The following is a 25236-nucleotide window of genomic DNA, read 5'->3' as shown; positions in this document are numbered from 1 at the left end:
GTTTATACGTCGGATTATGAAAAAATTGAGCAAAGTTGAAGTAAAAGGCTTAGAAGCTATTTTTTACGATGAGATAATTACAATTGCAAGTGCTTTTAGCTATAAAAAGTTTCTAAGAAAAGCTATAAAAGATATGAATATAAAAGAAAATCATTCTATATTGGACTTCGGATGTGGAACAGCCATGGCTTTATGTAATTTCTTAAAATATACAAAAAATCAAATTATTGGTTTGGATTTAGGCAAAAATATGCTTTTTGAGGCTATGAAAAAGTGCCACTTATATAAGAATGTAAAAATTTTTAACCATGATATTAGAAAAAAAAATCCATTTATAGTTGACAAAGTTTTTATATCATTTGTATTGCATGGATTTGAAACGCTAGATAGAATAAAAATTATTAATAACGCTTATGCAAATTTGAAAAAAAATGGAGAATTTTGTATATTGGACTACAATGAGTTTGACTATATAGGCAGGCCTTTGTGGTTTAGAAAACTATTTGAGCATTTTGAGTGTCCATTGGCAGTAGAGTTTATTAATACACCGATTAAAGAAATTTTAAGAAGTGTTGGTTTTAATAATTTTTATGAATATTATTACTATAATGGTCTTGTGAGGCTGCTTGTTGCAAAAAAATGAAATGATGCTTGCTATTGCAAACGCCAATATAGCAGTAAAAGAGCCAAAAAACTACTTATGTTTGGAAGGTCTGTTTGATAAATTTAAATCAAAAATTGATGAAAAAAAGATTAATTCTGATATTTTGTATATAGAAAAGAATCATATTGAGCTTATAAATTACTATGATGATAATTACCCACAAAATCTTAAAAATATTGATTATCCGCCAATTGTGTTATTTGTAAAAGGACAACTAGATACTTCCAAGCTTTTTTTCGCTATTGTGGGTACACGATATCCTTCGGGTTATGGAGAAAAATGTACGCAATTTTTTTCTAAAGAGCTTACATTGTCGGGGTTTTCAATTGTAAGTGGTTTGGCAAGGGGAATTGATGGTATTGCTCACAAAACCTGCACTAATAATGATGGCTACAGTATTGGAGTCTTGGGTTGTGGTATTGATGTAGTATATCCAAGAGAAAACCAAACACTATTTGAAGCTTTGTCTCAAAAAGGGGCAATAATTAGCGAATTTGCAATTAATACACCACCGCATGCCTACAATTTTCCTCGAAGAAATAGAATAATCACTGGGTTAAGCGAAGGTTTGCTTGTTGTTGAAGCTGATATAAAAAGCGGATCCTTGATTAGCGCAAAATATGCGCAGGAACAATCAAAACCAGTTTTTGCTGTGCCAGGAGAGATTTTCTCTCATAGAAGCTTGGGTACAAACCAATTGATTAAAGATGGAGCTTACTTAGCACAAGAACCTTCAGATATTATTTTCTATTTTTATAAAGATATTAAGAAATCGCTGAGGCAAGAAAACCAAAACAATATAGAAGCAACCCTTACCAAGAACGAAACTAATTTAATGAATTTTTTAGAAGGTGAATTAAGTTTGGATGAAATTGTTGAAAAAACAAATTTTTCGATAGAAGAAGTAGTTTCTTTGTTGTTTGATTTAGAGCTAAAAGGTGTTATTAAGCGTTTAGATTTTGATAAGGTGTGTAAAATATGAATTTAGTTATAGTAGAGTCTCCCGCAAAAGCAAAGACAATATCACGTTTTTTAGGAAAAGACTATGAGGTAATGGCCTCTTATGGTCACATTAGGGATTTGCCAAAAAATCAATTTGGAGTTGATATTCAAAACGATTTTAAACCTAAGTACACTATTTTAAAAGATAAAAAACCTATTGTTGAAAAAATTAAAACACTCAGCGAGCAATCTGGTAAAGTGTACATAGCAACAGACGAAGATAGAGAAGGTGAAGCAATTGGCTACCATATTGTAGAGGCTGGCAAAATACCAAAAAATAAGGTAGCGCGCATAGTTTTTCACGAAATAACAAAAGAAGCGATTTTAAATGCTTTAGCAAACCCAAGGAATATTGATTTGCTGATGGTGGATTCACAAGAGTCCAGACGCATTTTAGATCGAATAGTTGGTTATAAACTTTCGCCGCTTTTAGCAAAAAAAATTAGACGTGGATTATCTGCTGGTAGAGTACAGTCAGTTGCACTAAAACTGGTAGTTGAGAGAGAAGATGAAATAAAAAATTTTACGCCTAAAGAATACTGGACAATGCATTTAATTTTTTATCAAAACAATGAACAAGTTGAATCTGTTTTAATAAGTATTGATAATAAAGAATTAGAAAAGTTTTCAATAAATAACGCAGATCTAGCAGCTCAGATAAAGTCTCAAATTGAAAAAGATCAATTTATTGTTGAAAATATAACAAAAAAAACAATTACAAGAAAACCAAAACCCCCGTATATTACAAGTACACTTCAGGCAGAAGCCTCGACAATAATAGGGTTTGCACCAAAAAAAACAATGAAAATTGCTCAAAAACTTTACGAGGGTGTTGATGTTCAAAAAGAACGTACAGGTTTAATTACTTATATGAGGACTGACTCTTTTAATGTAGCCCATCAGGCCCAAGAAGAAGCTCTAAGCATAATAAAAAAAATTTATGGCAAAGATTATGTACCAAAGACACCAAATACCTATAAAACTAAATCAAAAACTGCGCAAGAGGCTCACGAAGCTATAAGACCAACCAAACCATCCTTGTTGCCAGATATGGTAAAAGAATATCTAAGCAACGATGAATATAAGCTTTACGGCCTCATTTGGAAAAAATTTATGGCGAGTCAAGCATCAAGTGCAAAAGTCAGCAATGTAAGTGTTACTTTTGAATCAAATCGCTTTAAATCAAAAGCAAATTTTAATGAGCTTGTTTTTGATGGGTATTTAAAAATTTGGGATTTATCTGAAAATGATTTTCAAAAGGCTCCTGATCTTAAGCAAAACGAAATTATAGAGCTAAAAGAAGTGCTAACGAAGCAACACTTTAGTGAGCCGCCACCTAGATATACGGAAGCAAGTCTCATTAAGACGCTTGAGTCTTATGGTATCGGCAGACCATCAACTTATGCTACTATAATTGACACTATTTTAGAAAGAGAATACGTTATGCTTAATGACAAAAAATTCTATCCGACAGAAACTGGCATTGTGGTTTCAAAGGCACTTTTTGATTTTTTTAGTGATATAATAAATGTCGATTTTACAGCAAAACTTGAAGAAAATCTTGATGATGTGGCAAAAGATAAAGTAGATAAAACAAAGCTTTTAAAAGATTTTTATGAGAAATTTCGCATTATGCTTGACAAAGCATATGAAGATATGGAGAGCATAAAACCAAAAGACGAACCTACAGATATTATTTGTGAACTTTGCGGTGCGCCAATGGTAATAAGGCAGGGGCGTTTTGGAAAGTTTCTAGCTTGTTCAAATTACCCAAAGTGTAGAAATACTAAGTCTTTAAAACAAGAGACAGTTGACATATTCTGCGAAAAATGCGGTGCCAAAATGGTTGTAAAGCATTCCAAAAAAGGAAGCAAATTTCTTGCTTGTTCAAATTATCCGCAGTGTAAAAATACAATGCCATACCCCACGGGTCTAAAATGTCCACTGTGTGGTGGCGATTTAGTTGAAAAATTTTCAAAACGTGGAAAATTTTATGGTTGTAGCAATTATCCATCTTGTAAGTTTACCATCAGGGGTAACATTATCAGTAAAAAATGCCCAAAATGTGGTCATGAATTATTTAAAGTTTTAAAAGACTCTCTAAAATGTGCTAACCCTGATTGTGACTATAAAGAATCAATTGAAAAAGAAGCACTTGAAAAATTATAGAATATTGTTTATAGTGTATGTGTTTTTAGGAGGTTGTAAGATGTCGAGAAAATGTGATATATGCGGTAAAAGTGTCCATGTAGGTAATAGTGTTAGTCATTCTAATCGAAAAACAAAAAAAATATGGTTACCAAATCTTCAAAAAGTGAAGGTTTTGCAAAACGGAAAACCAAAAAGAATAGTTGTTTGCACAACTTGTTTAAAATCCGGTAAAATTGAAAAAATAATGTAAGTTACTAAAAGATTAGCCTGGTTTTTTAGCAGGCTAATCTTTATTTTAAAATGTTTGGTATATCAGATAGCGAGTTACTTGTAATTTTATTTATATTGATCGTTATTGTTGGTCCAAGGCGTTTACCAGAGATCGCAAGAGAATTTGCTAAATTTTATAAAGCTTTTATTAAGGCTTATGAGCAGGCAAAAAACGATATAAAACAAAATATAGATATTGATAACGAGTATATTGAAGATTTTAAAAAAATAAAAGATATAAAAAAGTTAAAAAGCTTTAAAGACTTTAAAGATATAAATCCTGCAGATAAAATTAGAAATGAATGGAAATCTTTACTAGAAGAAGCAAAACAAGACCAGAATTCAAAAGAAACTTCTCAAGAAATAAATTCTAATGAAGAAAAACCCAAATAATATGACCTTGCTTGAGCATTTAGAAGAGCTCAGGCTAAGGATTATCTATGTAACAATTGTGCTTGGTATATTGGCACTTATAACATTTCATTATTCGCTTCAAATTTTGCAGTTTATAATGGAACCTCTTTTAAAAGTTTTACCTAAAACAAGCCATGTTATATTTACAGGCATAACAGAAGCTTTTTGGGTGAGAATGGAAGCATCTCTTTATGCGGCTTTGCTGTTTGGTTTGCCTTATGTGTTTTATCATATATGGATGTTTGTAAATCCAGGTTTAACCAAAAAAGAAAAGAAAGTTGTTTTACCTTTTGTTCTTTTTGCTACCATATTTTTTTTATTGGGATGTTTATTTGCATATAAAGTGATATTGCCTATTGGTTTGAAATTCTTAGTTAGCTATGGTGGAGCAGAAATATCTGCGATGCCAAGTATTAAGCAGTATGTATCATTTTTTTTAAGAATTTGTTTTGCGTTTGGACTTATATTTGAGATGCCGGTTTTAAGTTTTATTTTGGCAAAAGCAGACATTATAGATGCAAAATGGCTTATAAAAAAATGGGACTATGCAATACTTGCTGCATTTATAGTAGCAGCAATACTTGCTCCTCCTGATGTATTGTCTCAGTTTTTAATGGCAATACCTATGATTTTGCTATATGTTGTAAGTATTGGTGTAGTTTACCTTGCACAAAAGCCAAAAAATGAGGAAGAAGATTGATTTATGTGTTTGTATTTTTAATGGGATTAATATTTGGCAGTTTCTTAAATGTTTGCATTTACAGAATACCACGAGGTATTTCCATCATAACGCCACCTTCCAGCTGTCCTACATGCAACGCTCCTATAAAATGGTACGATAATATACCCGTATTAAGCTATGTAATATTAAAAGGCAAGTGTAGAAACTGTAAATCAAAAATATCTCTTAAATATCCAATAATTGAGATTTTTGGTGGATTAATTGCATTGGGTGTATTTTTAAAGTTTGGTTTAAGTTTAAACACTATTTTTTGGATTATTTTTGGTTACTGTTTGCTTGTTTTGAGCTTTATTGATTTAGAATTGTTTATTATACCAGATATAATAAACATTTTATTACTGGTTTTTGGGATTTTATTTGTAATTTTTAATGGCAAAATTACAGAGGGTTTAATTGGTGGTGTTTTTGGTTTTATACTATTTTATAGTGTAGCTAAAATATTTTCAAAAATATTAAAACAAGAAGCTCTTGGTTTTGGCGATGTTAAATTACTTGGTGTTATAGGCGTGTGGTTAGGATGGGTTGGAGTGGTGTACACTATTTTTTTTGCATCATTTATAGGTTCTATTGTTGGGATTTTATTAGTTGCATTATTTGGTAAAACACTTAAAGCAAAGATACCTTTTGGTCCATTTTTAGCTTTGAGTGCATTTTCTTATATTTTTTTTGGTAAAGAATTGATGCATTTTTTGTATGGAATTTAGTTATTTTTTTCTTGAAAAGTCGATAACAATTTGTTAAGTTTTAAAAAAGGCAAAAGGTGATTTAATGGTTGAATCATACCCAATAGTTGATGTTTTTAATGCTTATTTTAACTATCAGGTGAAGTTTTCCAATTTGTATAGCTTTTTTAATGAAGACTCTAGGGTTAATATTCAGGCAATAAAGAATGAGTTTAAAAAAATAGCTAAAAAACACAGTATGTTGCTTCAGGATAAAAATATTCCTGTAATGACAACTCTAAAATCACTCACATCAAAAAGTTACAAATTCTGGCAAGCTGATTTTTATGACCCTAAAAATTCTATATTTATTGAGTTGGAGTTAAATACACAAAAACATCAATCTGCGTGGGTAAATGCAATTGGCCAAACCTTTATGTATATTGCGGATGAAAACTACAGGCATTCTGTATATATAATTTTTATTATAGATAAAGTTATTAAACGAGAACTTAATAACAACGATAAGTACTTACTTGATTTTTTAACACAGGTTGGCATATACTGCTATAGCATATACTTAAATGATAAAAATGAAATCAAGTCTTATACAACAATACCTTCAAATTTGCTCTATGAAAGATAACTATTTGTTATAGTTTAAATGCCTTAAATATTCTTTTTTAAACAAAGGTGTATAATCTATTAAGTTTTCTTTTTCCTTTTTATTTAAAACCCTAACATTGCTTTGAGCACATGTTGTAGGTTTCATAAGGTTAGTTGCAAAATTGTCTTTAATTGGATAAAAGCCTTCTCCTGCTACGGTTTTGTTACCATGACAGAAAAGACAGCTTCTTGCTTTTCCAATTGTATGTGGGAAATATGGTTCCCAATCAGCTCCCATAAATTTATTGTTTACAATGACTTTACCCTGGGCATTTTTATAACTAAAATAATACTGGTACATTGGTCGCAAAATTACATATTTAGAGCCCATTTTGCCCAATATTACATATTCCCATCTTGTGAACAAATACCCAATATGCCACAATCCTGGTTCCATTTTACCTGTTAAGAAATCTTCTTGCATAGGAGCAGGTGCGCTTTTGCCTTCTTCAATAAGACCTATTGCATGTGATAAAAATTTATCTGCCTGAGGGTTACCTGTTAGTGTAAAAGCTGACCATTTAGTGTAGTCTTTTGTATCATCTTTTAATGCATAAAAACCAAAGTCATATATTGTCCATTGAGCATGACAGGCGCTACATGAGACATTTTCGTGATACTTGTGTCCTGGTATGTTTGGGTTAAATAATTTTATGTGTTTAAAAAAACGTTTTGGTTTTGTATGGTAGCCTCCATGGCAGGTTTGGCAGGTGACTTGCAGACTTTGTGTTTCGTTGTGATAAAATTTGCCATTTCCCATAACTTCCTGTTTTGTATGACAAGACATGCAAGTCATGCCTGCTTTGTAATGTACATCTTTTGCTAAATAGTTATAGTCAATTCCATAAATTACAGGTGGGAAATTACCTTCTTTGTTTATTGGTGTTCTGTAGGTTTCACCAAATTCTTTTGGAAACATACCAAGATAATCTGTTCCTACGTATTGTTTATTGTGGCACGATAGGCAGTTTTGCATTTGTGGTTTTATAAATTTATGATAGGCAATGTTTGATGGTTTGCCATGCATAGCTTTATCGTTTCCAAGATATATGCCATCTTTTGATAATGGCATATGACATGCAGCACACCCAGAAGGCCTATATAATCCAGTACCTTTTTCGCCTTCGCTTGATATGTGACATTTCAAACAGTTTTGTCTTAAAAATTGGAATGAAAGTGTTTCCAGCAAATTATTGCCTTTTTTAGGTAGATCTTGAACTGTGTAATTTGTTTTTTTATGAAGCAGTGTAAAGAGTGTTTTATTTATTTCACCATAAGCAGTGTAGTGTAGTGAGTGTTCAACATCGTTTATTTGTTTTGAATGGCATTTGTAACAAAATATATTCCAGTATTTTGGAGAAGAAGGGTTTTTTACGATTAATTTATGCGATGTTATGGGTTTATTTCTATCTTGAGGCAGTACGTGGCATTTATCACAACTAAAGTCATGTGGTTTTGGCATTTGTTCAATACCTTTATGGCAAGATAGACAATTGTTGAAATCAGTTGCATTACTAAAAATTGGCAATAATAATAAAAACATTAAAATAAACAAAATCCTCATAATTGATCGTAAGTATAGCACAAAAAAATTTTTTATTAAAGTAAAAATTGAACTTACTTGACAAAAGTTGAAGACTATTATAAAAATAAAATTTAGAGCCGAGGTGGTGGAACTGGTAGACACGCTACTTTGAGGGGGTAGTGAGGGTTTCCTCGTGCGGGTTCAAGTCCCGCCCTCGGCACCATTTTTTTAAACAGCTTCTTTTGTATATCCTACTTGATAAATTTGATAATTAATGTAATAATACCTTTAATTTAAGGGGGTGTTATGACTCAAATTGAATATGCCAAACAAGGCATTATTACAAAGCCAATTGAAGAAGTTGCTTTCAAAGAAAAAAGAAGCCCAGAATTTATAATGGAAGGTTTGATAAAGGGAACAATAGTTATACCAAGAAACATAAACCACCAAATTGAAGCAATGGGTGTAGGTAAAGGTTTGAAAACAAAAGTTAATGCAAATATTGGTACGTCTTCTGACATAGTTGATATCAATGCTGAATTACTTAAAGTCAAAGCTGCAATTGAAGCTAAAGCCGATTCTCTGATGGATCTTTCAACTGGCGGTGATTTAGATTTTTTCAGGAGAAAGATCTTAAATGAGTCCACAATAGTTGTAGGCAATGTTCCAATATACCAGGCAGCAGTTGAAATAGCAACAAAAGAAGGCTCAATTATACATTTAACTAAAGATTATTTGTTAAAAACAATAGAAAAACAAGCCCAAGATGGCATGGACTACATGACTCTTCACTGTGGTGTTACACAAAGTTCGCTTGAGAGATTGGTAAAGCAAGGGCGAATTGAAGATATTGTATCACGTGGTGGTTCATTTTTGGCTGTATGGATGCTATATCATGAAAAGGAAAACCCATTGTATGAATATTTTGATGATGTGCTTGAGCTTGTAAAAAAATACGATGTTACAATATCTTTAGGCGATGGCTTCAGACCAGGCGCAATAGCTGATGCTACAGATAGAGCTCAGATTGAAGAGTTGATTATTTTAGGAGAGCTCCATAAAAGAGCACTAAAAGCAGGCGTCCAATCTATGATTGAGGGTCCAGGGCATGTACCAATAGATCAGATTATAACAAACGCCAAGATTGAAGAAGCAGTATGCGAGGGCGCACCATTTTATGTGTTAGGTCCAGTTGTTACAGATATAGCGCCAGGTTATGACCATATAACAAGTGCAATAGGTGGTGCTTTAATGGCCTCATATGGAGCAGATATGCTATGTTACGTAACAAAAGCAGAACATGTAAGGCTGCCAAACCCAGAAGACGTAAGAGAAGGAGTTATTGTAACACGCATAGCAGCCCACGCAGCAGATATTGCAAAAAAAATACCTGGTGCAATTGAGTGGGATATGGAAATGTCTAAAGCAAGAAAAAATCTTGATTGGAATAAAATGATAGAGTTATCTATTGACCCAAATTATGTAAAATCGCAAAGAGAGTCTTCAATGCCAAAAGAAAGTGATGTATGCACTATGTGTGGTAAATTTTGCGCCATAAAATTATTAAATAAAGCCCTGCGCAATATATGAGTACAACCCAAACAGTTTTAGAAATTTTGTATGATAATAAAGATAAGTTTGTAAGTAGCGATTTTTTGTGCTCAAAAACTAAAATATCAAGAATTGCCATTTGGCAGCATGTAAAAAAATTAAAAAATGCTGGTTATTTAATAGAAGCAAAAAGAGGTGTAGGTTACAAGTTAATTCAAAAACCACCTGATTTGCTTAACAATTTCGAGGTTAATAAATTAGTACAAAAAAACAAAGCTATAAATCAAGTTTATTTTTTTGAAAGCACTACCTCAACAATGGATGAAGCAAAAAAAATCTTAGAAAATAACAAAAATTTAGCTCATAAAGCTCTGATTGTTTCGCTTAATCAAACGCAAGGTCGCGGTAGAAAAAGTAGGCATTGGCTATCCTTTGGCAACAATATTTATGCATCTTATATTTACCTGCCACAAAAATTAAACCCACAGGATGGTTTGCTTGTGATGTTTGCAAGTTGTATAGCTGTTGTGTTAGCGCTTAATGATATTAATATTAAAGTTAAAATTAAATGGCCAAACGATTGTCTTGTAAATGACAAAAAAATTTGCGGTGTTTTAGTGGATATCAAAAGTGATATGTCTTTAATAGAAGAGATTGTCATAGGTTTCGGCGTAAATGTAAATTGGGAGCAAATACCCGATGAAATTAATGCAACAAGCGTTTACGAGCTTAAAAAAAAGACTACAGATAGGTTATGGCTTTTAGATAAGATAATGTACTATTTAAGTGCACTTATTAAACTTATTGAAAAAGGTTATAAAAAGAATATACTTAACTTGTGGAGGCTTTATCAAATAACGCTTGATAGGCAGGTAGAAATTGTTAGCATCGACAAGAAAATTTATGGAACAGCAAAACAGATAGATGAGCTGGGTTTTTTACTTGTTGAAACTAAAAACGGTATAGAGAAAATTTTAACTTGTGATAGTTTGAGGTTTTTGTGATAGAAGAATTAATTAGCGATACTCTAAATAAAGCCATAGAAAGTAATATAAATTTAACGCCTTACAATTACTATAAATTATTTATAGAAGTTGCTATGCAAAAAGGTATAGATAATGATAAATTGAAAAATTATTTATATGAAGAGTACAATAATCAGGATGAGTTGCTGATCCCAATAAAAGAAAAGATTGCAAAAATTGTTGAAAATGTGAAAAAAGAAATGTCTGATGTGAGTAAAAATATTAGTGAAACGCTCAATTTTCAAGAAAATTTACATTTGGAAGATTCAAATAATGCCTATGATGAGTTAGAAAAACTCAAAAAGATAAATTTATCACTTAAAATTAGTTTGGAAAAAGCTATGCGTAATATTGACTTAGAGCGACAATCTTTAGAAAACTTAAAAGTAAAAGTTTACAGAGATAGCCTAACAGGTTTGTATTTAAGGGAGTATTTGCAAATAAAAGTGAAAGAAAATCTATATTTCATGGAGCGCTATGACCGTATTTTTAGCTTATTTATGATAGATGTGGATGATTTTAAAGATATAAATGATAAATATGGCCACAATATAGGCGATAATGTCCTTTGGCAAATAGGCAATCTTATAAATAAAAATATTCGCTCCTCAGACATACCCATTCGCTACGGTGGTGATGAGTTTGTTGTTCTAATGCCAGAGACTGATATAAATAGTGCAAAAAAAGTAGCAGATAAGTTTGTTCAGAAAATGTCTAAAGTAATATTTAAAAAAAAAGATGAAGAGTTTAAAGTTACCTTTTCAATTGGATTAACTAGCGCAAGAAAAAATGATACAATTGAGTCTATAATTGAAAGAGTGGATGCTGCACTATACTCTTCTAAAAGAGCTGGTAAAAACTCAATAACAGTGTTTGAGTGAAAACTTTTTAGGTCTTTTGACATGTTATTTCAAATAGATAGAAGAAAATTTAAATATTTTGATTACCCATTATTTATTGCGGTTTGTTTGCTTGCAATTTTGAGTATCTTTTTAATTTATAGCACAGACGCAGGTAAGGTTTTCTATAACAAACAAATATTATGGGAATCGCTGGGTATTTTTTTGTGTTTATTAGTTGCCAATTTGGATTTAAAACTAATAAAATCCTATGCTTTTGTGTTTTATGTTTTTATTTTATTAATATTAATAATAGTGTTTTTTATAGGTTTTGTAGGACACGGTGCAAAACGCTGGATATCTTTAGGTTTTTTTAATATTCAACCATCTGAGTTTATGAAGTTAGCGATTATTCTCATTTTAGCGGCCTATTTTGATGAATATATTAAAAGTTCTAAGTATAACTTTAAAGACTTATATTTACCACTTGGTTTAATACTTCTCCCCGCGGCATTAATTATTAAACAGCCAGATTTAGGTACAGCTTTGATTATTTTAATTGTGGGATTTGGTATTATATTAAGCGTTGGGGTAAAAAAGACTTTTTTAATTAAATCTGCCATATTTTTGCTCATTGCTGCACCTTTTTTTTGGAGTTTGCTCAAAGGTTATCAAAAAGAGCGTTTAATTTCATTTATAAATCCTTACCTTTCACCGCATACGTTTGGCTATCATATTATTCAATCAGAAATAGCCGTAGGATCAGGTGGTCTTTTTGGTAAAACTGCTGCAGGTGCAACACAAACAATACTTAATTTCTTACCAGAAAATCATACGGATTTTATATTTGCCGCTTTTTGTGAACAATGGGGTTTTGTTAGTGCAGTACTTTTAATTGGTTTGTATTTATTTATTATTTTTAGATGTTTATCGTTTATTGATATAGCTAGTTCAATTTTTGAGAAAATCGTTATAATAGGTATTACAATTATGCTATCAGTTTCTTTGATATTTAATATTGGTATGACAATAGGATTGTTACCTGTCGTAGGTGTGCCACTGCCATTTGTAAGCTATGGTGGTTCTGCTGTCATAACAAATTTTATTGCAATAGGTATTTTGATTAACATAAAGATAAAAAATCAAATTTACAGGTGAGGTGTGTATGATCGAGCGATATACAAGAAAAATTATGGATGATGTTTGGACGCTGGAAAATAAATACCAAAAGTGGCTTGAAGTAGAACTAGCAATTATGCAAGCTCATGAAGAAATGGGTACAATCCCAGCTGGTATAACCCAAAGCGTTAGAAAAAAGGCAAAATTTGATGTAAAACGCATTGAAGAAATAGAAGAAATTACACGTCATGATATTGTAGCTTTCAATGAAAATGTCAGAGAGTATTTGACACCACAAGAAGGCAGTTTTTTACACTATGGTGTTACATCTTCAGATATAGTTGATACCGCAAATGCTTTACTTTTAAAACGTTCATGCGAGATTATAATTGATGATATTAAACAATTACTTGAAACACTTAAAAAAAGGGCGTTTGAATTTAAAGATACGCCAATGATTGGACGTTCTCACGGTATTCATGCAGAGCCTATTACATTTGGATTTGTAATTGCGCTTTGGTATGAAGAAATGAAGAGGAACTTGCAAAGAATGGAGCAGGCAAGACAAACAGTTTCATACGGCAAAATTTCTGGCTCTATGGGCACATTTGCAAATGTAGATTTAGGATTAGAAGAGCGCGCCTGTGAAATTTTAGGTCTAAAACCTGATCCTATTTCCAACCAGATTATACAAAGGGATAGGTATGCCCAGTATATGACTACGCTTGCTATAATTGCAGCAACTATTGAAAAAATTGCACTTCAAATAAGACACTATCAGCGAACAGAAGTGCAAGAAGCAGAAGAATACTTTCATGGTGGTCAGAAAGGTTCTTCAAGCATGCCGCACAAAAGAAACCCGGTATTGAGTGAAAACTTAGACGGTCTTGCAAGACTTGTTAGATCAAACGCTTTATGCGCCCTTGAAAATGTGGCTTTGTGGCATGAGCGCGACATAAGCCACTCATCAAATGAGCGAATAATTTTGCCAGATTCAAGTATAGCAATTGATTTTATGCTAAATAGACTGAACAATATTTTGTCTAATCTGGTTGTGTATAAAGAAAAAATGTTTGAAAACCTTAACCTAACAAGAGGTGTGATATATTCTCAAAGGGTAATGCTAAAGCTAATTGAAAAAGGTCTTGATAAAGAAACTGCTTATAAAATTACGCAAAATTTGGCATTTGAATCGTGGAACAATAAAGTGGATTATAAATTACTTTTAGCTAAAAATGAAACTATTGGTAAATATTTATCCGAACAAGAACTTAATGAATGTTTTGATTATACTTATTTTATAAGGAATATTAATAAAATATTTAATAGAGTATTTGATAAATAGTTAAAGTTATGTTATATTTTGTTTTGATATTTTAAAAGGCTGGGTTATTATGTGAATGTAGAGATTTTTGATTATTTGGAAAGTTGCATAATAGTGTTTAATATAAACAAAAATATAGTATATACTAACAAAAATGCCAGTTTTCATTTTGATATACAACCCGGAAAAGATATAACAGAGATTTTGCAAGTTGATGATAGGGGCATTTTTTTTGACAACTTACTAGAAATATTAAGCAAAGATGGTGTATATAAAAATTTTATACGCCTTATTGATAAAAATAAAAAAATTCAATTTTGTTACATTAATGTATTTAAAAGTGGCGGTTTTTTTGTATTCGAAGTGATAGTTTTATCAGGTTTTAGTAAGCTTAGCTTAAGCCAAAGAGATCTCAACTATAATAACATAAAATACATATCCCAGGGCATAGCTCATGTTTTAAGAAACCCTGTAATGTCTATAAGTGGTTTTTTAAATTTAATAAGTAAGAAATTGCCAAACGATTTAAAAGCTGATATTGAACCTTATATTAAATCGATTCAAACTGAGTTTACTAAAATTATGAAGATAATTCTTGATATAGAGATTATAAACAACGCATCCAATTTAAAATTAGAAAAAGTTAAGATTGATGATTTTTTGCAAAAAGCCTTTGAAAACTTTCAAAAAGAGAATACATTTAAATTTATAAACTTTATAAGCCAAACCAACTGTGGTGGAGATTTATTTATTGACAGGAATCTTTTCGGTTTAGTTTTAGAAGAAATTTTAAAAAATGCGTATGAGTCAATTGAAGAAAAAGGAAAAATTATTGTTTCTTGCCAAAAAGAAGGCAATAAAATAATGATTAGCGTAGAAGATGATGGTGGAGGGATTGATAAAGAAGGATTAAATATGCTATTTACACCGTTTTATTCTACAAAACCAAAAAGTGTGGGTTTGGGCTTATTTATATCTAGGCTTATAGTTCAAGCTCACAAGGGTAGGCTACGTATATTATCCAAGAACAACACTACGACTGTAAAACTAATTTTGCCAATTGAAAAGCGCTCAAAAATTCGTACGCAGAGGTTAAGTGTTGTATAAAAAAAGTATAAGGACAAAAATTGTTGCGTATACTTTTTCTATAATGCTTATAGTTTCAGTGTTATTTAGCATTATTTCTTTGTATAATTTACTGACTTTAAGAAGTTTTTTTATAAATTCAAGCGAAAATGTTTTTGAATCCCAAGCAAACCATTACCTGGAAGACGAAGTTGAAAGCTATGCAAAAATCATAGAAGCAAATTTAAACATAAAAGAAAAAATGTGTACATCTACTGTTAATTTTTTGTCAAACACAAAAGAGCCAACAAAATACATACCTAATATTTATACTGTAACAAGCAAAGATTTGGACATTAAAGGTATTGCTTTTTTGGACAAAAATTTTTCTATAGTTTATTCATATCCTAAAAACGAAACGTTTAAAGATGCAATAAGACAGATCAAAGCACACGAATATAAGAAATTTTCAAAAGGTGTTTATTTTATTGATTTTTATTTAAATAAATCTCAAAACGCATACTTTTCGTTTTTATTTCCATTTAAAGATGAAAGATATATTCTTTTTGAAATAGATCCTGTAGGAATATTTTCTATTTTGCAAAGTGCCCAGATTAAGCCCATGAGCGACAAATACTTATGGATGACAGATCATAAAGGTGTTCTTGTGTTTGATCCAAAAGTCAAAGAACACCCGCTTATTACATTAAAAGACCATGTTGATTTAACAGATCCGCAGAATGGTGAAAAATTGGCACAATTGATGACAAACTACATTTTAAAAGGAAAAACTGGAACATCTTACTATACGTTTCATGGTGTTAAAAAATATGTTGGGTATACTTCAATTCCTAAAACCGGTTGGGGCTTGGGCTTAACATTGCCAATTAGCAATTTAATAGAAGGCGTTAATAAATTAAATGAGCAAATTAACTCTAAAACGATTTTAATGCTTGGTATTTTTTCTTTCTTTAGTGTAATAACAATTTTAATAGCACTATTTTTTAGTATGTGGGCATCTAATAAGATAGTAAAACCTATTTTAGATGCGACAAATACAATTAATTCAATTATAATGGGTGATGTATCAAAGCGTATAGCCTACGAGAGCGATGATGAAATTGGTGAATTGATAAAATCTGTGAATAATTTAATGGATGCTTTGGCCCAAACGTTGGCTAACTTAGGCGATATTAACCCTAAGAAGGAGGAGGAAAATGAGTAGCTTTAATGAAATGGACGAAATATTAGGTGATTTTATTGTTGAAACAACAGAACTTATAGAAAGCTTGGATGAAGATTTGGTGGCAATGGAAAAATCATCAAAAGATGCAGATTTGCTGAATAAAATATTTAGAGCATTTCACACGATAAAAGGTTCTTCAAGCTTTTTGGGCTTTGAAAAAATTACAGAATTAACGCACAAACTTGAAGATATTTTAAATTCATTAAGACGTTTTGATTTAGAGTTGACCCCTTCTATTATGGATGCAATACTATTGAGCGTTGATAAACTAAAGACTATGGTAGACATGGTAAAGTCAAATAGATCAATAGATAGTGTAGATGTAGAACAAGAAATACAAAAGCTTATCAGTGCCAAAGGGGTTAAAGTCCAGGATCAAGAATTAGAAAATGGAGCAGGTAGGGAAGAACCTCTTGATGCAAATGATATTGTTAAGCTTCAAATAGAAGAAATCCAAGAAGAAGAGCCGGTTGCCAAAAAAACGGATTTAAGCGATGAAGAACTAAATGCAGAAATTCAAAGACTTTTAGAGCAGAGAATAAAGGAAGATCGAGAGCGCAGAAAAGCTAAAAAACTATTAAAAGAAGAAAGTAAAGCAAGTGCTGAACCTTCTAACTTAGCAGCTATCGAAAAGTCAGAAACAGAAAGTATGCAAAAACCTGTTAATATAACACCATCTCAAGATAATGCTCAAAAATTATATGCTACTGCAAAACCTCAAGACGATAGAGACAAATCAAAGCAGGATCTTGATAAGCAAACCATAAGAGTAGATGTTAAAAAATTAGATGATTTGATGGATTTAGCAGGTGAGTTGGTTTTAGCAAAAAATAGGCTTGTACGGCTTGCAAATATAGTTTCAGAGCAAAATGAAAACGACGATATTGCAGATAGTCTCTCAAACATTTCATCTCAAATAACTCTTGTTACAACTGATTTGCAAATGGCTATAATGAAAACCAGAATGGTTGAGATTGGCAAAGTCTTTAATAAATTTCCAAGGGTTGTAAGGGATATTTGCAGGGACTTAAATAAAGAAGTAAATCTGGTTATAGAAGGTGCTGAAACAGAACTTGACAAAAGTATTGTGGAAGAAATAAACGAGCCCTTTGTCCATTTGATAAGAAATGCAATTGACCATGGTATAGAATTGCCTCAAGATCGTATTCAAAAAGGCAAGAATAGAATAGGTACATTGAAACTAACTGCAGCCCAGGAAGGAAATCATATAGTAATTAGTGTAGGTGATGATGGCAAAGGTATGGATAAGGAAAAAATTAAGCAAAAGGCCATAGAAAATGGCATTATTACAGCCCAAGAGGCATCACAAATGAGTGAAAGCGATATATTTAACCTTGTTTTCTTGCCAGGTTTTTCTACAGTTAGTCAGGTATCGAATCTGTCTGGACGTGGCGTTGGCATGGACGTAGTAAAGACAAACATTGAAAAACTAAATGGGATTATCAGTATAAAATCGCAAATAGATGTTGGCACAAAGATAATTATAAAAATTCCTCTAACACTGGCAATTATACAGTCACTGCTTGTTAAAGTAACAGGAAGCCTTTTTGCTATACCTTTAGCAAATGTTATAGAAACAGTTAGAATTGCTTTATCAGACATAGAGTATGTACAAAATAAAGATGTTTTGCGCCTTCGAGGCTCCATTGTGCCACTTGTTTATTTGGGTGATATTTTAAAAATATCTCAGGATAAAAAAACACTCAGCAAAGACGAGTTATATGTTGTTATTGTTTCGTCTGCAGAAAAACAACTAGGTTTAGTGGTTGATGCGCTTGTAAATCAAGAGGAAGTTGTCATAAAACCGCTTGGCAACTATTTAGGCAAAGTTAGATCGATCGCTGGTGCAACTATTATGGGAGATGGAAGCGTTGCATTGATATTAGATGTAGTCTCAATTGTAAAAGAATTGTCAAAGCTTTCAACCAATATAGTTTCTCATATAGCCAGGAATGAAGACCTTTCTAAAAATATACTTGTATTATCAAGATCTGAAAACTTAGAAAAACTACATTTTATCAAAGAAAATTTTAATGATCACAATGTTTTTTTTAGCGACGATGTTAAAATTCTCTATTTACATCCGTCGAGTTTAATCTTTCTGGATTTATCAATGCCAAATGTCATAGATTTAGTAAACGACATAAGGGAGCTACCGACAATCAAAAAATCATATATTGTAGGTTTGAGTGAGGACGTAAAATCTGATAAAGTTCGTTATGAAGATACGAGTTTAAACGCACTAATGGGCTTAACTTCAGCTGAAAATCTGGAAAGCATAAAAAAGATATTTGAGCGAAAAACAAAAACACTTAAGAAAGGAGAATAAACATGCAATCCCAAAAATTAGATATAGTCTATACTCAGGCTGTTGGGTTTAATCTGGAGAATGAGACATACGGCATAGATATACTAAATGTCTCAGAAATAATTAAACCTATAAACATAACTTTCATTCCAAATACACTGGATTTTGTGCTTGGTGTTATAAACCTAAGAGGCAAGATTATACCTATCGTTGACTTAAACAAGAAATTCTTCGATAAGTTTAAAGATATAACTCCAGATAGCAGAATTATAATAGTATCGGTTGAAGACAACAATGTAGGTTTTTTGGTAGATCGGATTAAAAAGATATTCCATATAGATAAGCAAAACATAGAAAATTCGCCAGAAACTGTTAGCGAGAGTATTCAAAAATACATAAAAGGTGTTGGTAAACTAGATGAAGTTTTAGTTATCTTGCTTGATGCAAACACCATATTAAAAGAAGGTGGGTATAAGTCATGAGTGACGATCTAAAAGAAGTATTGAAAGTAGGTGAAAACAGAGTTGAATTTGTAGATTTTAGAATGTATGAAGATAGAAACGACTATATGAAAGAGAATATATATGGTATTAATGTGTCAAAAATCAAAGAAATAATAAAATATCCAGATCCAAAAGAAATAATAAGTGTTCATGGCAAATCAGATGTATTAGAGGGCATGATCAACTTAAGAGGCGAGGTTGTTCCTATAGTAAATTTAGCAAAATGGTTAAATATGAAAGAACCAAAAAGTCAATCAATTGCTAAAACCAAGAAAGTTATTGTTGCTAACTTCAATAATGTAACCGTAGGTTTTGTAGTTCATGAGGCAAAAAGGATAAGAAGGTTTACCTGGAGCGATATAAAACCACCCAATGATGTGCTATCCAGCCAGTATGACAATAAAATTATAGGCACGATAAACAATATAGACGATGAAGACAAAGATAAAGTTTTGCTTATAGTTGATTTTGAAAAGATTTGCGAAGAACTTGGCATATTTGGAGCAGAAAACATAGAAAAAATAGAAAAAGACATGACAAGTGCTAAAATTTCAAGAAAAGCTAATGTTTTGATAGCAGATGATTCTTCTATTGCAAGAAAGATTATCAAAGAAGCCATAAAGCCTATTACAGAAAAACTCTATGAAACAAAAGACGGTCAGGAAGCATGGGATCTTTTAAACACACTGTATGAAACCTCAAACGGAAATATTAAGTCGATTTTAGATTTAGTAATAACAGATGTAGAAATGCCCAATATGGATGGTTTTAAACTTACAAAAATGATAAAAGAAGACGCACGATTTGAGTTATTGCCTGTAGTTGTTAACACATCTTTATCTGGGGGTGCTAATTTAGCAAAAGCAAAATCTGTAGGAGCTGATGATTTTTGTACAAAATTTATTGCAGAAGAGTTTGTAAGAGCTGTTACAAACAATGTTAAATAGGTTTTAAAAATGTCAACAATCAGTGCAGATTGGATAAATCCTTTTATATTAGCTACTACAGAAATTTTTAAAGATATAGTAGGTGTTGAACCCAAATTATCAAAACCATACGTGAAACAAACAGATGAACCACTTTTTGATATAAGTGGCATCATTGGCTTAACTGGTGAAGCGGTAGGTTCGATTGCTTTTTCATTGCCTAAGCAAACTGCATTAAAGATAGTTTCTAAGTTTATTGGAGGAGAAGTACTTGGTCTTTCGGCGGATACAAGAGATGCAATAGGAGAGCTAACAAACATAATAGCGGGCAGAGTAAAAAAAATTTTCTATGAAAAAAAGATTCATATTAAAATCTCTATACCAAATGTTATTGTAGGCAAAGAACATACTATCAGCTCAGCTAAAGGTACATCAACTATCGTAATACCATTTGAGTGTGAACTTGGAGATTTTGCCGTACAGATATCGTTAAAAAAAGGATAGATTTGGAGGTTTAATGAGCACGCAAGATGAAATTGACAAATTGCTTTCAAGTTTTAACTCAGCAAAAAAAGAAGATATAGAACAAATATTGGATGAATTTGAACAAAAAAATACACAGGGAATTTTAGAAACACCCAAGCAGGAAACTGTATTAACAGATGCTCAAGAGCCAGAAAATATAGAGCATTTAACTGGAAAAGTGTATCCCCAGGAAGATCACAGGGTAGTAGATAAGTTAGATGAGATTACAAGAGAAAGCGAGGAAAAAGTTAACCAGCTTTTTGAGTTATTGGAAAATGCGGTAAGCAAAATTGATGCCATGGATGTAGAATTGAAAAGGATTAAGCCTTACCTGGATGAGCATAAAAAATTTATGGATGTTTTTATAAACGCATTTCCAAAAGCATCAGTAAAAAATAATTACGAGTATTTTTCCAATGTGTTAAATATTTTTGATGAGATTCAAATAACACATGAAGAGCTTAAAAACTACATATTCGAATCTATGGATTTGTTGCAATTTCAGGATATTACAAGGCAAAAGATAGAAAAAGTAATAAGCGTAATACAGGCTTTGCATGAGTATTTAAATAATTGGTTTGCATCAGGAAATAAAGTTAGAGCGCGCGTGGCAAAAACAATTGTTGATGAATCCCAAAAAGAGCAGATAGACAAGGAAGTTGATGATATTGTAAACAGTTTTCAAAAGGGGGGGATTTAATGAAAATTATTACAATTGACGACTCATCTACAATGAGAAGGATTATTAAAAATACGCTTTCACGCATAGGATACGGCAGCGACGTATTAGAAGCAGAAGATGGCAAGCAAGCATTGGATATACTGTCTCAAACAAAAGTTGATCTTATCATTACGGATTGGAATATGCCAAACATGGATGGTTTGACATTTGTGAAAAAGATCAGAAGCTTAAGCGAATGGAACGATGTGCCCATAATTATGGTTACAACAGAGGCAGCCAAAGAAGATATATTAGAAGCTTTAAAATCAGGTGTAAACAATTATATAGTCAAACCTTTTACTCCAGAAGTGTTAAAAGAAAAAATAGAAGTTGTAATGGGCTTAAAGTAAAAAGATTAAGTCAATGGAAAATTTTTTGGATTTTACGCTAACTGAACTTGAAGAGCGTATGCTAAATCTAAATTTAGAAAAATACAGAGCCAAGCAATTATTTAGTTTTGTATACAATAAAGGCTTCGATGATTTTTCTAATATAAGTGTGTTAAAAAAATCAGACAGAAATATTTTAAACGAGAAATTTCTAATACCAAAACTTGAATACACCACAATTAAGGATAAAGATGGTACTATAAAGTTTTTATTTAAATTACAAGATAATTGCGCTGTAGAATCAGTTCTAATACCTATGAGAGAAGGCAAAAACACAGTTTGCGTATCCACTCAAGTTGGATGTAAGATGAATTGCAAATTTTGCGCTACTGGTAAATTAGGTTTTACAAGAAATCTTAAAATATGGGAAATTATCTATCAAGTAAGACATATTTACAATGTTATCAAAAAAAATACAACCAAAGCACCCAATATTGTATTTATGGGAATGGGTGAGCCACTCGATAATTATGATAATACAATAAAAGCTATTTTGATAATAAATAATGAATATGGGCTTAGTATATCAAGACGGAGAATTACGCTTTCTACATGTGGGCTTGTGCCTCAAATAGAGCAATTAAAAAAAGACCTTCCTTTTATTAACTTAGCAATTTCTCTTAATGCAGCTGATAATTTTAAGAGGAACTTTTTAATGCCTATCAACACAACATATCCCATTGAAGAGCTTCTGGAATGTGTGAAAGATTTTCCTTTGCCAGAAAGGAAGCGTTTAACATTTGAATACATAATGATAAAAGGGTTTAATGATAAACAGGAGGATATAAATAATTTAATTAAGCTACTAAAGTCACTTAAATGTAAAATAAATTTGATTCCTTTTAATCAATACAATAAAAACGATAATCTTTTTACAAGCGATAATCAGACAATCGAACGTTTTGCTGAAACACTTAGAAACAAAAATATGTTTGTTACTGTAAGGAAATCTAAAGGTGAATCAATTAATGCGGCTTGCGGTATGCTTGTAGCTGCAATGCGCTAGAGCAATAGAAATTGCATCCGAAACATCTAAAGGTAGTTTATCTAGTTTCGTATTAAAAGTCTTTTCTATTATAAATTTAAGCTGATTTTTTGAAGCTGCTCCATAGCCAGATATTGCCTGTTTTACTTCCCTGGTAGAATAGTGTACTACGTTTATATTTGCAATTTTTATAGCTGCAAGTATTGCTCCTTTGATCTCACTCAATTTAAGGGATGATTTTATATTTACAGAATAAAATACATCTTCGACCGCGGCTTCGGTGATTTCGTAATTTTTTAGAATTTCTTGAGTTTTTTTAAATACCAAACATAATTTATTGTCAAAATCACTTATTTTATTAAGTTCTATAAAATCGTATATAAAAGTTTTTTTTAAGCAATCTACAATACCAAATGCAGTAGTTCTACTACCCGGATCTATTCCCATTATAATCAAATTTTTCATGAGACGGCAAAACCCTTCTTGCTCCTACAAAACGATTTAGAAAATAACCATCCAGCGGCGATATTACAACACCTGTGTTTTGGTTTAGCGCAGAAATAAATTTATTGTCGCCTATGTATATGCCAACATGCGAAGGATAAGTGCCAGCGTATGTTTGAAAGAATAGTAAGTCACCTGGCTTGATATCTGCAAGAGGCACGGGGCGTCCGACATTGAATTGTTCAGAGCTTGTGCGTGGCAAATCTATGTGAAATTTTGCAAATATATCTTGTACAAAACCAGAGCAATCTACACCAGTTTCTAAATTTGTACCACCCCATTGATAAGGCGCACCAACAAAAAGTTTAGCATACTTTACCAATCTTTCACTTAAAGGGTTTTCTTTGTTAATAAGGGAATATTCACTTGTTGAATAATTTTTTTGTTCATTGGCAATATTTGTATTATTTTTTGGTATCAAGAGAGTTTCTCCAACATTTATTTCATTACCTTGTAAATTGTTTAAAGAAATAATATCATCAACACTTGTGCTAAATTTTTTTGCAATTGTGTATAAAGTATCACCTTTTTTAACTATATAGTGATCCAAATATAAAGAGTAGTTAGCATTTTCGTTGTAGTCACTTGTTATAATTTGTTTTTCGCTTGCTGATTGGGTATTTATCTCTTGATTTTTATTTGTTTGAGCTTTGTCAATTATATCAGGATTTTGTTTAGTATTTGTTGCTAAGATTTTTGGTGGCACCAATATTGTTTGACCAACAGAAAGATTAGAGCTCGATAAAGAATTTATTTGCTTTAAATTTGCAATGGTAGTAGAAAAAGCTTTTGCTATAGAGTAAAGCGTGTCACCAGAACCTACTGTATATTTTATATAGTTTGTATTTTGATCGGTTGATGGAACAATATTATTTTTAGTTATAATTTGTTCTTTTTCAGGTATTGCTTTTAAAACTATTTTTTCTCCAATTTGTAGATTTGACCAATCAATACTTGGATTTAAGTTTTTGATGGCATTCATATTGACACCAGTTTTTTGCGATATAGCCGTAAGTGTATCTCCAGGTTCAACAGTATATGAGTAATCATTCTTAAAAGTTTTCTTTTGGGCCATGGTTTGAACGTTTTGAGTATCATTTGAAACATTATTGGGTAAAATAAGTTTATCTCCAATATTAATATTCGATAAATTGAATTGAGGATTTAATTTTTTAAGCTCAGCTAAAGAGATATTATATTTGCTTGCTATCGTTGAAGCTGTATCGCCATATTTAACAGTATAAACATTTGTTGCTTGAGTGTTATTGATGGATTTTACATTATTCGGTATAATTATTCTATCACCAATATTTAAGTTTGAAATATTAATATTAGGGTTGAGTTTTTTAAGATCATCAATGCTGCAGCCTAGTTTGTTTGCTATATTATAAGCATTATCACCACTTTCTACAATGTAAACCCTCGCCTCATGTAGATTACCTTTTATGGAACTAGAGTAAGTTTTTGCAATTTTAGTTGAAGGTAGAAGTATCTTTTGGCCTATACTTAAGTCCGAGCTTTTTATATCTGGATTAGTTTTTTTTAGCTTTTCCATTGATATGCCTAATTTTTGAGCAATTGTTGTTAGCGTATCGCCTTTTTTTACTATGTAAACTTCTGCACGAGAGGTTGCTGTCAACGTCAAAAACAAGAAGGCGGATAGTATAGTTTTTTTCATAGTAGCCTCCTTTTAATAGATTAACCTACACTTTATATACCAAAAATTTTGATTTTTGTAAAGCAAAAAATAAAATTATGAAATAATGTATATTATAGATTATAATATATAAAATAATTACTTACAATATTATTAAGAAAACGGTTAAATTTTAAATTTTTTGTTATGTTTAAGGTTAGTAAATTATTAAATAAAATTTTAGAAATAAATTATAAAGCTTTATGAGTCAAAAAAAGTTTATTAATTATTTCAAGTATTTATTGTCTATTTTATTAAATTCAACGCTATTTATATTGTTATAGGACTTGCAAATTGACATTTACAGAATAATTTGTTAGTGTGGTAAAAATTTATCAGGAGGATCAACCATGAGTTCCAGGATAGTAAAAATATTTGACACAACGCTAAGGG

25 protein-coding genes and 1 tRNA gene are annotated in these 25236 nt (G+C 31.4%); 23 read left to right on the top strand and 3 right to left on the bottom strand.

The genetic code is table 11. From position 1 onward, the window contains the following. Positions 1 to 16 precede the first annotated feature (16 nt). The 8 genes from ACP5FO_RS02865 (at position 17) to ACP5FO_RS02830 (ending at position 6551) form a co-directional block, all read left to right on the top strand. Entirely contained in the window at positions 17 to 643 is a 627-nt protein-coding gene (locus ACP5FO_RS02865) for a class I SAM-dependent methyltransferase (protein WP_428106247.1), read from the top strand. Next, the gene (dprA, locus tag ACP5FO_RS02860) at positions 630 to 1646 is read left to right on the top strand and encodes a DNA-processing protein DprA (protein ID WP_428106244.1); all 1017 of its coding nucleotides are present in this window, start codon (positions 630 to 632) and stop codon (positions 1644 to 1646) included. Before ACP5FO_RS02865 ends, dprA begins: the two co-directional genes overlap by 14 nt. Beyond that, positions 1643 to 3835: a type I DNA topoisomerase gene (topA, locus tag ACP5FO_RS02855; protein WP_428106241.1), complete on the top strand. Its 2193-nt coding sequence runs from the start codon at positions 1643 to 1645 to the stop codon at positions 3833 to 3835. Before dprA ends, topA begins: the two co-directional genes overlap by 4 nt. A gap of 40 nt (positions 3836 to 3875) precedes the next feature. Next, on the top strand, positions 3876 to 4067 hold the full coding sequence (gene rpmB / locus ACP5FO_RS02850; protein WP_428106238.1) for a 50S ribosomal protein L28: 192 nt from the start codon (positions 3876 to 3878) through the stop codon (positions 4065 to 4067). A gap of 50 nt (positions 4068 to 4117) precedes the next feature. Further along, on the top strand, positions 4118 to 4480 hold the full coding sequence (locus ACP5FO_RS02845; RefSeq protein ID WP_428106235.1) for a Sec-independent protein translocase subunit TatA/TatB: 363 nt from the start codon (positions 4118 to 4120) through the stop codon (positions 4478 to 4480). After that, positions 4461 to 5201 (top strand): twin-arginine translocase subunit TatC, encoded by a 741-nt coding sequence (tatC, locus tag ACP5FO_RS02840; RefSeq protein WP_428106232.1) that lies wholly within the window; start codon positions 4461 to 4463, stop codon positions 5199 to 5201. Before ACP5FO_RS02845 ends, tatC begins: the two co-directional genes overlap by 20 nt. A gap of 5 nt (positions 5202 to 5206) precedes the next feature. After that, positions 5207 to 5947, top strand: coding sequence for a prepilin peptidase (locus ACP5FO_RS02835; RefSeq protein ID WP_428106551.1), 741 nt, complete (start codon positions 5207 to 5209; stop codon positions 5945 to 5947). A 64-nt stretch (positions 5948 to 6011) separates the two neighbouring features. Beyond that, positions 6012 to 6551 carry a hypothetical protein gene (locus tag ACP5FO_RS02830; RefSeq protein ID WP_428106230.1) on the top strand — a complete coding sequence of 180 codons (540 nt, stop codon included), beginning with the start codon at positions 6012 to 6014 and terminating at the stop codon, positions 6549 to 6551. On the opposite strand, the gene ACP5FO_RS02825 is transcribed toward ACP5FO_RS02830, so the two are convergent. Then, positions 6552 to 8114, bottom strand: a complete 1563-nt coding sequence (locus ACP5FO_RS02825; RefSeq protein WP_428156990.1) for a cytochrome c3 family protein — start codon at positions 8112 to 8114, stop codon at positions 6552 to 6554. A gap of 118 nt (positions 8115 to 8232) precedes the next feature. On the opposite strand from ACP5FO_RS02825, the gene ACP5FO_RS02820 reads away from it, so the two are divergent. From ACP5FO_RS02820 to rlmN, 15 genes are all read left to right on the top strand, one after another. Then, positions 8233 to 8319: transfer RNA gene (locus tag ACP5FO_RS02820), tRNA-Leu, on the top strand. An 83-nt stretch (positions 8320 to 8402) separates the two neighbouring features. Continuing rightward, the gene (gene thiC, locus ACP5FO_RS02815; RefSeq protein ID WP_428106224.1) at positions 8403 to 9686 is read left to right on the top strand and encodes a phosphomethylpyrimidine synthase ThiC; all 1284 of its coding nucleotides are present in this window, start codon (positions 8403 to 8405) and stop codon (positions 9684 to 9686) included. Then, positions 9683 to 10651 (top strand): biotin--[acetyl-CoA-carboxylase] ligase, encoded by a 969-nt coding sequence (locus ACP5FO_RS02810; RefSeq protein ID WP_428106220.1) that lies wholly within the window; start codon positions 9683 to 9685, stop codon positions 10649 to 10651. Before thiC ends, ACP5FO_RS02810 begins: the two co-directional genes overlap by 4 nt. After that, entirely contained in the window at positions 10648 to 11553 is a 906-nt protein-coding gene (locus tag ACP5FO_RS02805; RefSeq protein WP_428106218.1) for a GGDEF domain-containing protein, read from the top strand. The genes ACP5FO_RS02810 and ACP5FO_RS02805 overlap by 4 nt, the downstream gene beginning before the upstream one ends. A gap of 21 nt (positions 11554 to 11574) precedes the next feature. Further along, positions 11575 to 12669 (top strand): rod shape-determining protein RodA, encoded by a 1095-nt coding sequence (gene rodA / locus ACP5FO_RS02800; RefSeq protein ID WP_428106213.1) that lies wholly within the window; start codon positions 11575 to 11577, stop codon positions 12667 to 12669. Positions 12670 to 12676: 7 nt separating this feature from the next. Then, on the top strand, positions 12677 to 13975 hold the full coding sequence (purB, locus tag ACP5FO_RS02795) for an adenylosuccinate lyase (RefSeq protein ID WP_428156989.1): 1299 nt from the start codon (positions 12677 to 12679) through the stop codon (positions 13973 to 13975). Positions 13976 to 14026: 51 nt separating this feature from the next. Further along, positions 14027 to 15061 (top strand): sensor histidine kinase, encoded by a 1035-nt coding sequence (locus tag ACP5FO_RS02790; protein WP_428106208.1) that lies wholly within the window; start codon positions 14027 to 14029, stop codon positions 15059 to 15061. Then, positions 15051 to 16244, top strand: a complete 1194-nt coding sequence (locus ACP5FO_RS02785) for a HAMP domain-containing protein (protein WP_428106203.1) — start codon at positions 15051 to 15053, stop codon at positions 16242 to 16244. The genes ACP5FO_RS02790 and ACP5FO_RS02785 overlap by 11 nt, the downstream gene beginning before the upstream one ends. Continuing rightward, entirely contained in the window at positions 16237 to 18615 is a 2379-nt protein-coding gene (locus ACP5FO_RS02780; RefSeq protein ID WP_428156988.1) for a chemotaxis protein CheA, read from the top strand. Before ACP5FO_RS02785 ends, ACP5FO_RS02780 begins: the two co-directional genes overlap by 8 nt. 2 nt (positions 18616 to 18617) lie before the next feature. Then, positions 18618 to 19076 (top strand): chemotaxis protein CheW, encoded by a 459-nt coding sequence (locus ACP5FO_RS02775; protein ID WP_428106191.1) that lies wholly within the window; start codon positions 18618 to 18620, stop codon positions 19074 to 19076. After that, entirely contained in the window at positions 19073 to 20044 is a 972-nt protein-coding gene (locus ACP5FO_RS02770) for a chemotaxis protein (RefSeq protein WP_428106188.1), read from the top strand. Before ACP5FO_RS02775 ends, ACP5FO_RS02770 begins: the two co-directional genes overlap by 4 nt. Before the next feature lie 9 nt (positions 20045 to 20053). Further along, the gene (locus ACP5FO_RS02765) at positions 20054 to 20527 is read left to right on the top strand and encodes a chemotaxis protein CheX (protein WP_428156987.1); all 474 of its coding nucleotides are present in this window, start codon (positions 20054 to 20056) and stop codon (positions 20525 to 20527) included. A gap of 13 nt (positions 20528 to 20540) precedes the next feature. Then, positions 20541 to 21248 (top strand): hypothetical protein, encoded by a 708-nt coding sequence (locus tag ACP5FO_RS02760; protein WP_428156986.1) that lies wholly within the window; start codon positions 20541 to 20543, stop codon positions 21246 to 21248. After that, complete coding sequence (locus tag ACP5FO_RS02755; RefSeq protein ID WP_428106174.1) at positions 21248 to 21619, top strand: response regulator; 372 nt, start codon at positions 21248 to 21250, stop codon at positions 21617 to 21619. Before ACP5FO_RS02760 ends, ACP5FO_RS02755 begins: the two co-directional genes overlap by 1 nt. Before the next feature lie 13 nt (positions 21620 to 21632). Continuing rightward, on the top strand, positions 21633 to 22664 hold the full coding sequence (gene rlmN, locus ACP5FO_RS02750; protein ID WP_428156985.1) for a 23S rRNA (adenine(2503)-C(2))-methyltransferase RlmN: 1032 nt from the start codon (positions 21633 to 21635) through the stop codon (positions 22662 to 22664). On the opposite strand, the gene ruvC is transcribed toward rlmN, so the two are convergent. Then, complete coding sequence (ruvC, locus tag ACP5FO_RS02745; protein ID WP_428106166.1) at positions 22620 to 23108, bottom strand: crossover junction endodeoxyribonuclease RuvC; 489 nt, start codon at positions 23106 to 23108, stop codon at positions 22620 to 22622. The two genes, rlmN and ruvC, sit on opposite strands and share 45 nt — an antisense overlap. Next, complete coding sequence (locus tag ACP5FO_RS02740) at positions 23071 to 24825, bottom strand: LysM peptidoglycan-binding domain-containing protein (protein ID WP_428106164.1); 1755 nt, start codon at positions 24823 to 24825, stop codon at positions 23071 to 23073. Before ACP5FO_RS02740 ends, ruvC begins: the two co-directional genes overlap by 38 nt. Positions 24826 to 25236: the final 411 nt, after the last annotated feature.

The sequence above is a fragment of the Desulfurella sp. genome, from assembly GCF_049977265.1.
Taxonomy (GTDB): Bacteria; Campylobacterota_A; Desulfurellia; order Desulfurellales; family Desulfurellaceae; genus Desulfurella.
Note: the sequence above shows the minus strand (reverse complement) of the source record. Positions and strands in the feature narration are given on the sequence as shown.

Excerpts from the sequence above, each read along its gene's own strand:
- ACP5FO_RS02845 (WP_428106235.1), top strand. The coding sequence starts at position 4,118 with ATGTTTGGTATATCAGATAGCGAGTTACTTGTAATTTTATTTATATTG.
- rpmB (WP_428106238.1), top strand. The coding sequence starts at position 3,876 with ATGTCGAGAAAATGTGATATATGCGGTAAAAGTGTCCATGTAGGTAAT.
- ACP5FO_RS02770 (WP_428106188.1), top strand. The coding sequence starts at position 19,073 with ATGAGTGACGATCTAAAAGAAGTATTGAAAGTAGGTGAAAACAGAGTT.
- ACP5FO_RS02825 (WP_428156990.1), bottom strand. The coding sequence starts at position 8,114 with ATGTTTTTATTATTATTGCCAATTTTTAGTAATGCAACTGATTTCAAC.
- rlmN (WP_428156985.1), top strand. The coding sequence starts at position 21,633 with ATGGAAAATTTTTTGGATTTTACGCTAACTGAACTTGAAGAGCGTATG.
- rodA (WP_428106213.1), top strand. The coding sequence starts at position 11,575 with ATGTTATTTCAAATAGATAGAAGAAAATTTAAATATTTTGATTACCCA.
- tatC (WP_428106232.1), top strand. The coding sequence starts at position 4,461 with ATGAAGAAAAACCCAAATAATATGACCTTGCTTGAGCATTTAGAAGAG.
- ACP5FO_RS02765 (WP_428156987.1), top strand. The coding sequence starts at position 20,054 with ATGTCAACAATCAGTGCAGATTGGATAAATCCTTTTATATTAGCTACT.
- ACP5FO_RS02865 (WP_428106247.1), top strand. The coding sequence starts at position 17 with ATGAAAAAATTGAGCAAAGTTGAAGTAAAAGGCTTAGAAGCTATTTTT.
- ACP5FO_RS02760 (WP_428156986.1), top strand. The coding sequence starts at position 20,541 with ATGAGCACGCAAGATGAAATTGACAAATTGCTTTCAAGTTTTAACTCA.
- ACP5FO_RS02740 (WP_428106164.1), bottom strand. The coding sequence starts at position 24,825 with ATGAAAAAAACTATACTATCCGCCTTCTTGTTTTTGACGTTGACAGCA.
- ACP5FO_RS02775 (WP_428106191.1), top strand. The coding sequence starts at position 18,618 with ATGCAATCCCAAAAATTAGATATAGTCTATACTCAGGCTGTTGGGTTT.
- purB (WP_428156989.1), top strand. The coding sequence starts at position 12,677 with ATGATCGAGCGATATACAAGAAAAATTATGGATGATGTTTGGACGCTG.
- topA (WP_428106241.1), top strand. The coding sequence starts at position 1,643 with ATGAATTTAGTTATAGTAGAGTCTCCCGCAAAAGCAAAGACAATATCA.
- ACP5FO_RS02755 (WP_428106174.1), top strand. The coding sequence starts at position 21,248 with ATGAAAATTATTACAATTGACGACTCATCTACAATGAGAAGGATTATT.
- ACP5FO_RS02830 (WP_428106230.1), top strand. The coding sequence starts at position 6,012 with ATGGTTGAATCATACCCAATAGTTGATGTTTTTAATGCTTATTTTAAC.
- ACP5FO_RS02810 (WP_428106220.1), top strand. The coding sequence starts at position 9,683 with ATGAGTACAACCCAAACAGTTTTAGAAATTTTGTATGATAATAAAGAT.
- thiC (WP_428106224.1), top strand. The coding sequence starts at position 8,403 with ATGACTCAAATTGAATATGCCAAACAAGGCATTATTACAAAGCCAATT.
- ACP5FO_RS02780 (WP_428156988.1), top strand. The coding sequence starts at position 16,237 with ATGAGTAGCTTTAATGAAATGGACGAAATATTAGGTGATTTTATTGTT.
- ruvC (WP_428106166.1), bottom strand. The coding sequence starts at position 23,108 with ATGAAAAATTTGATTATAATGGGAATAGATCCGGGTAGTAGAACTACT.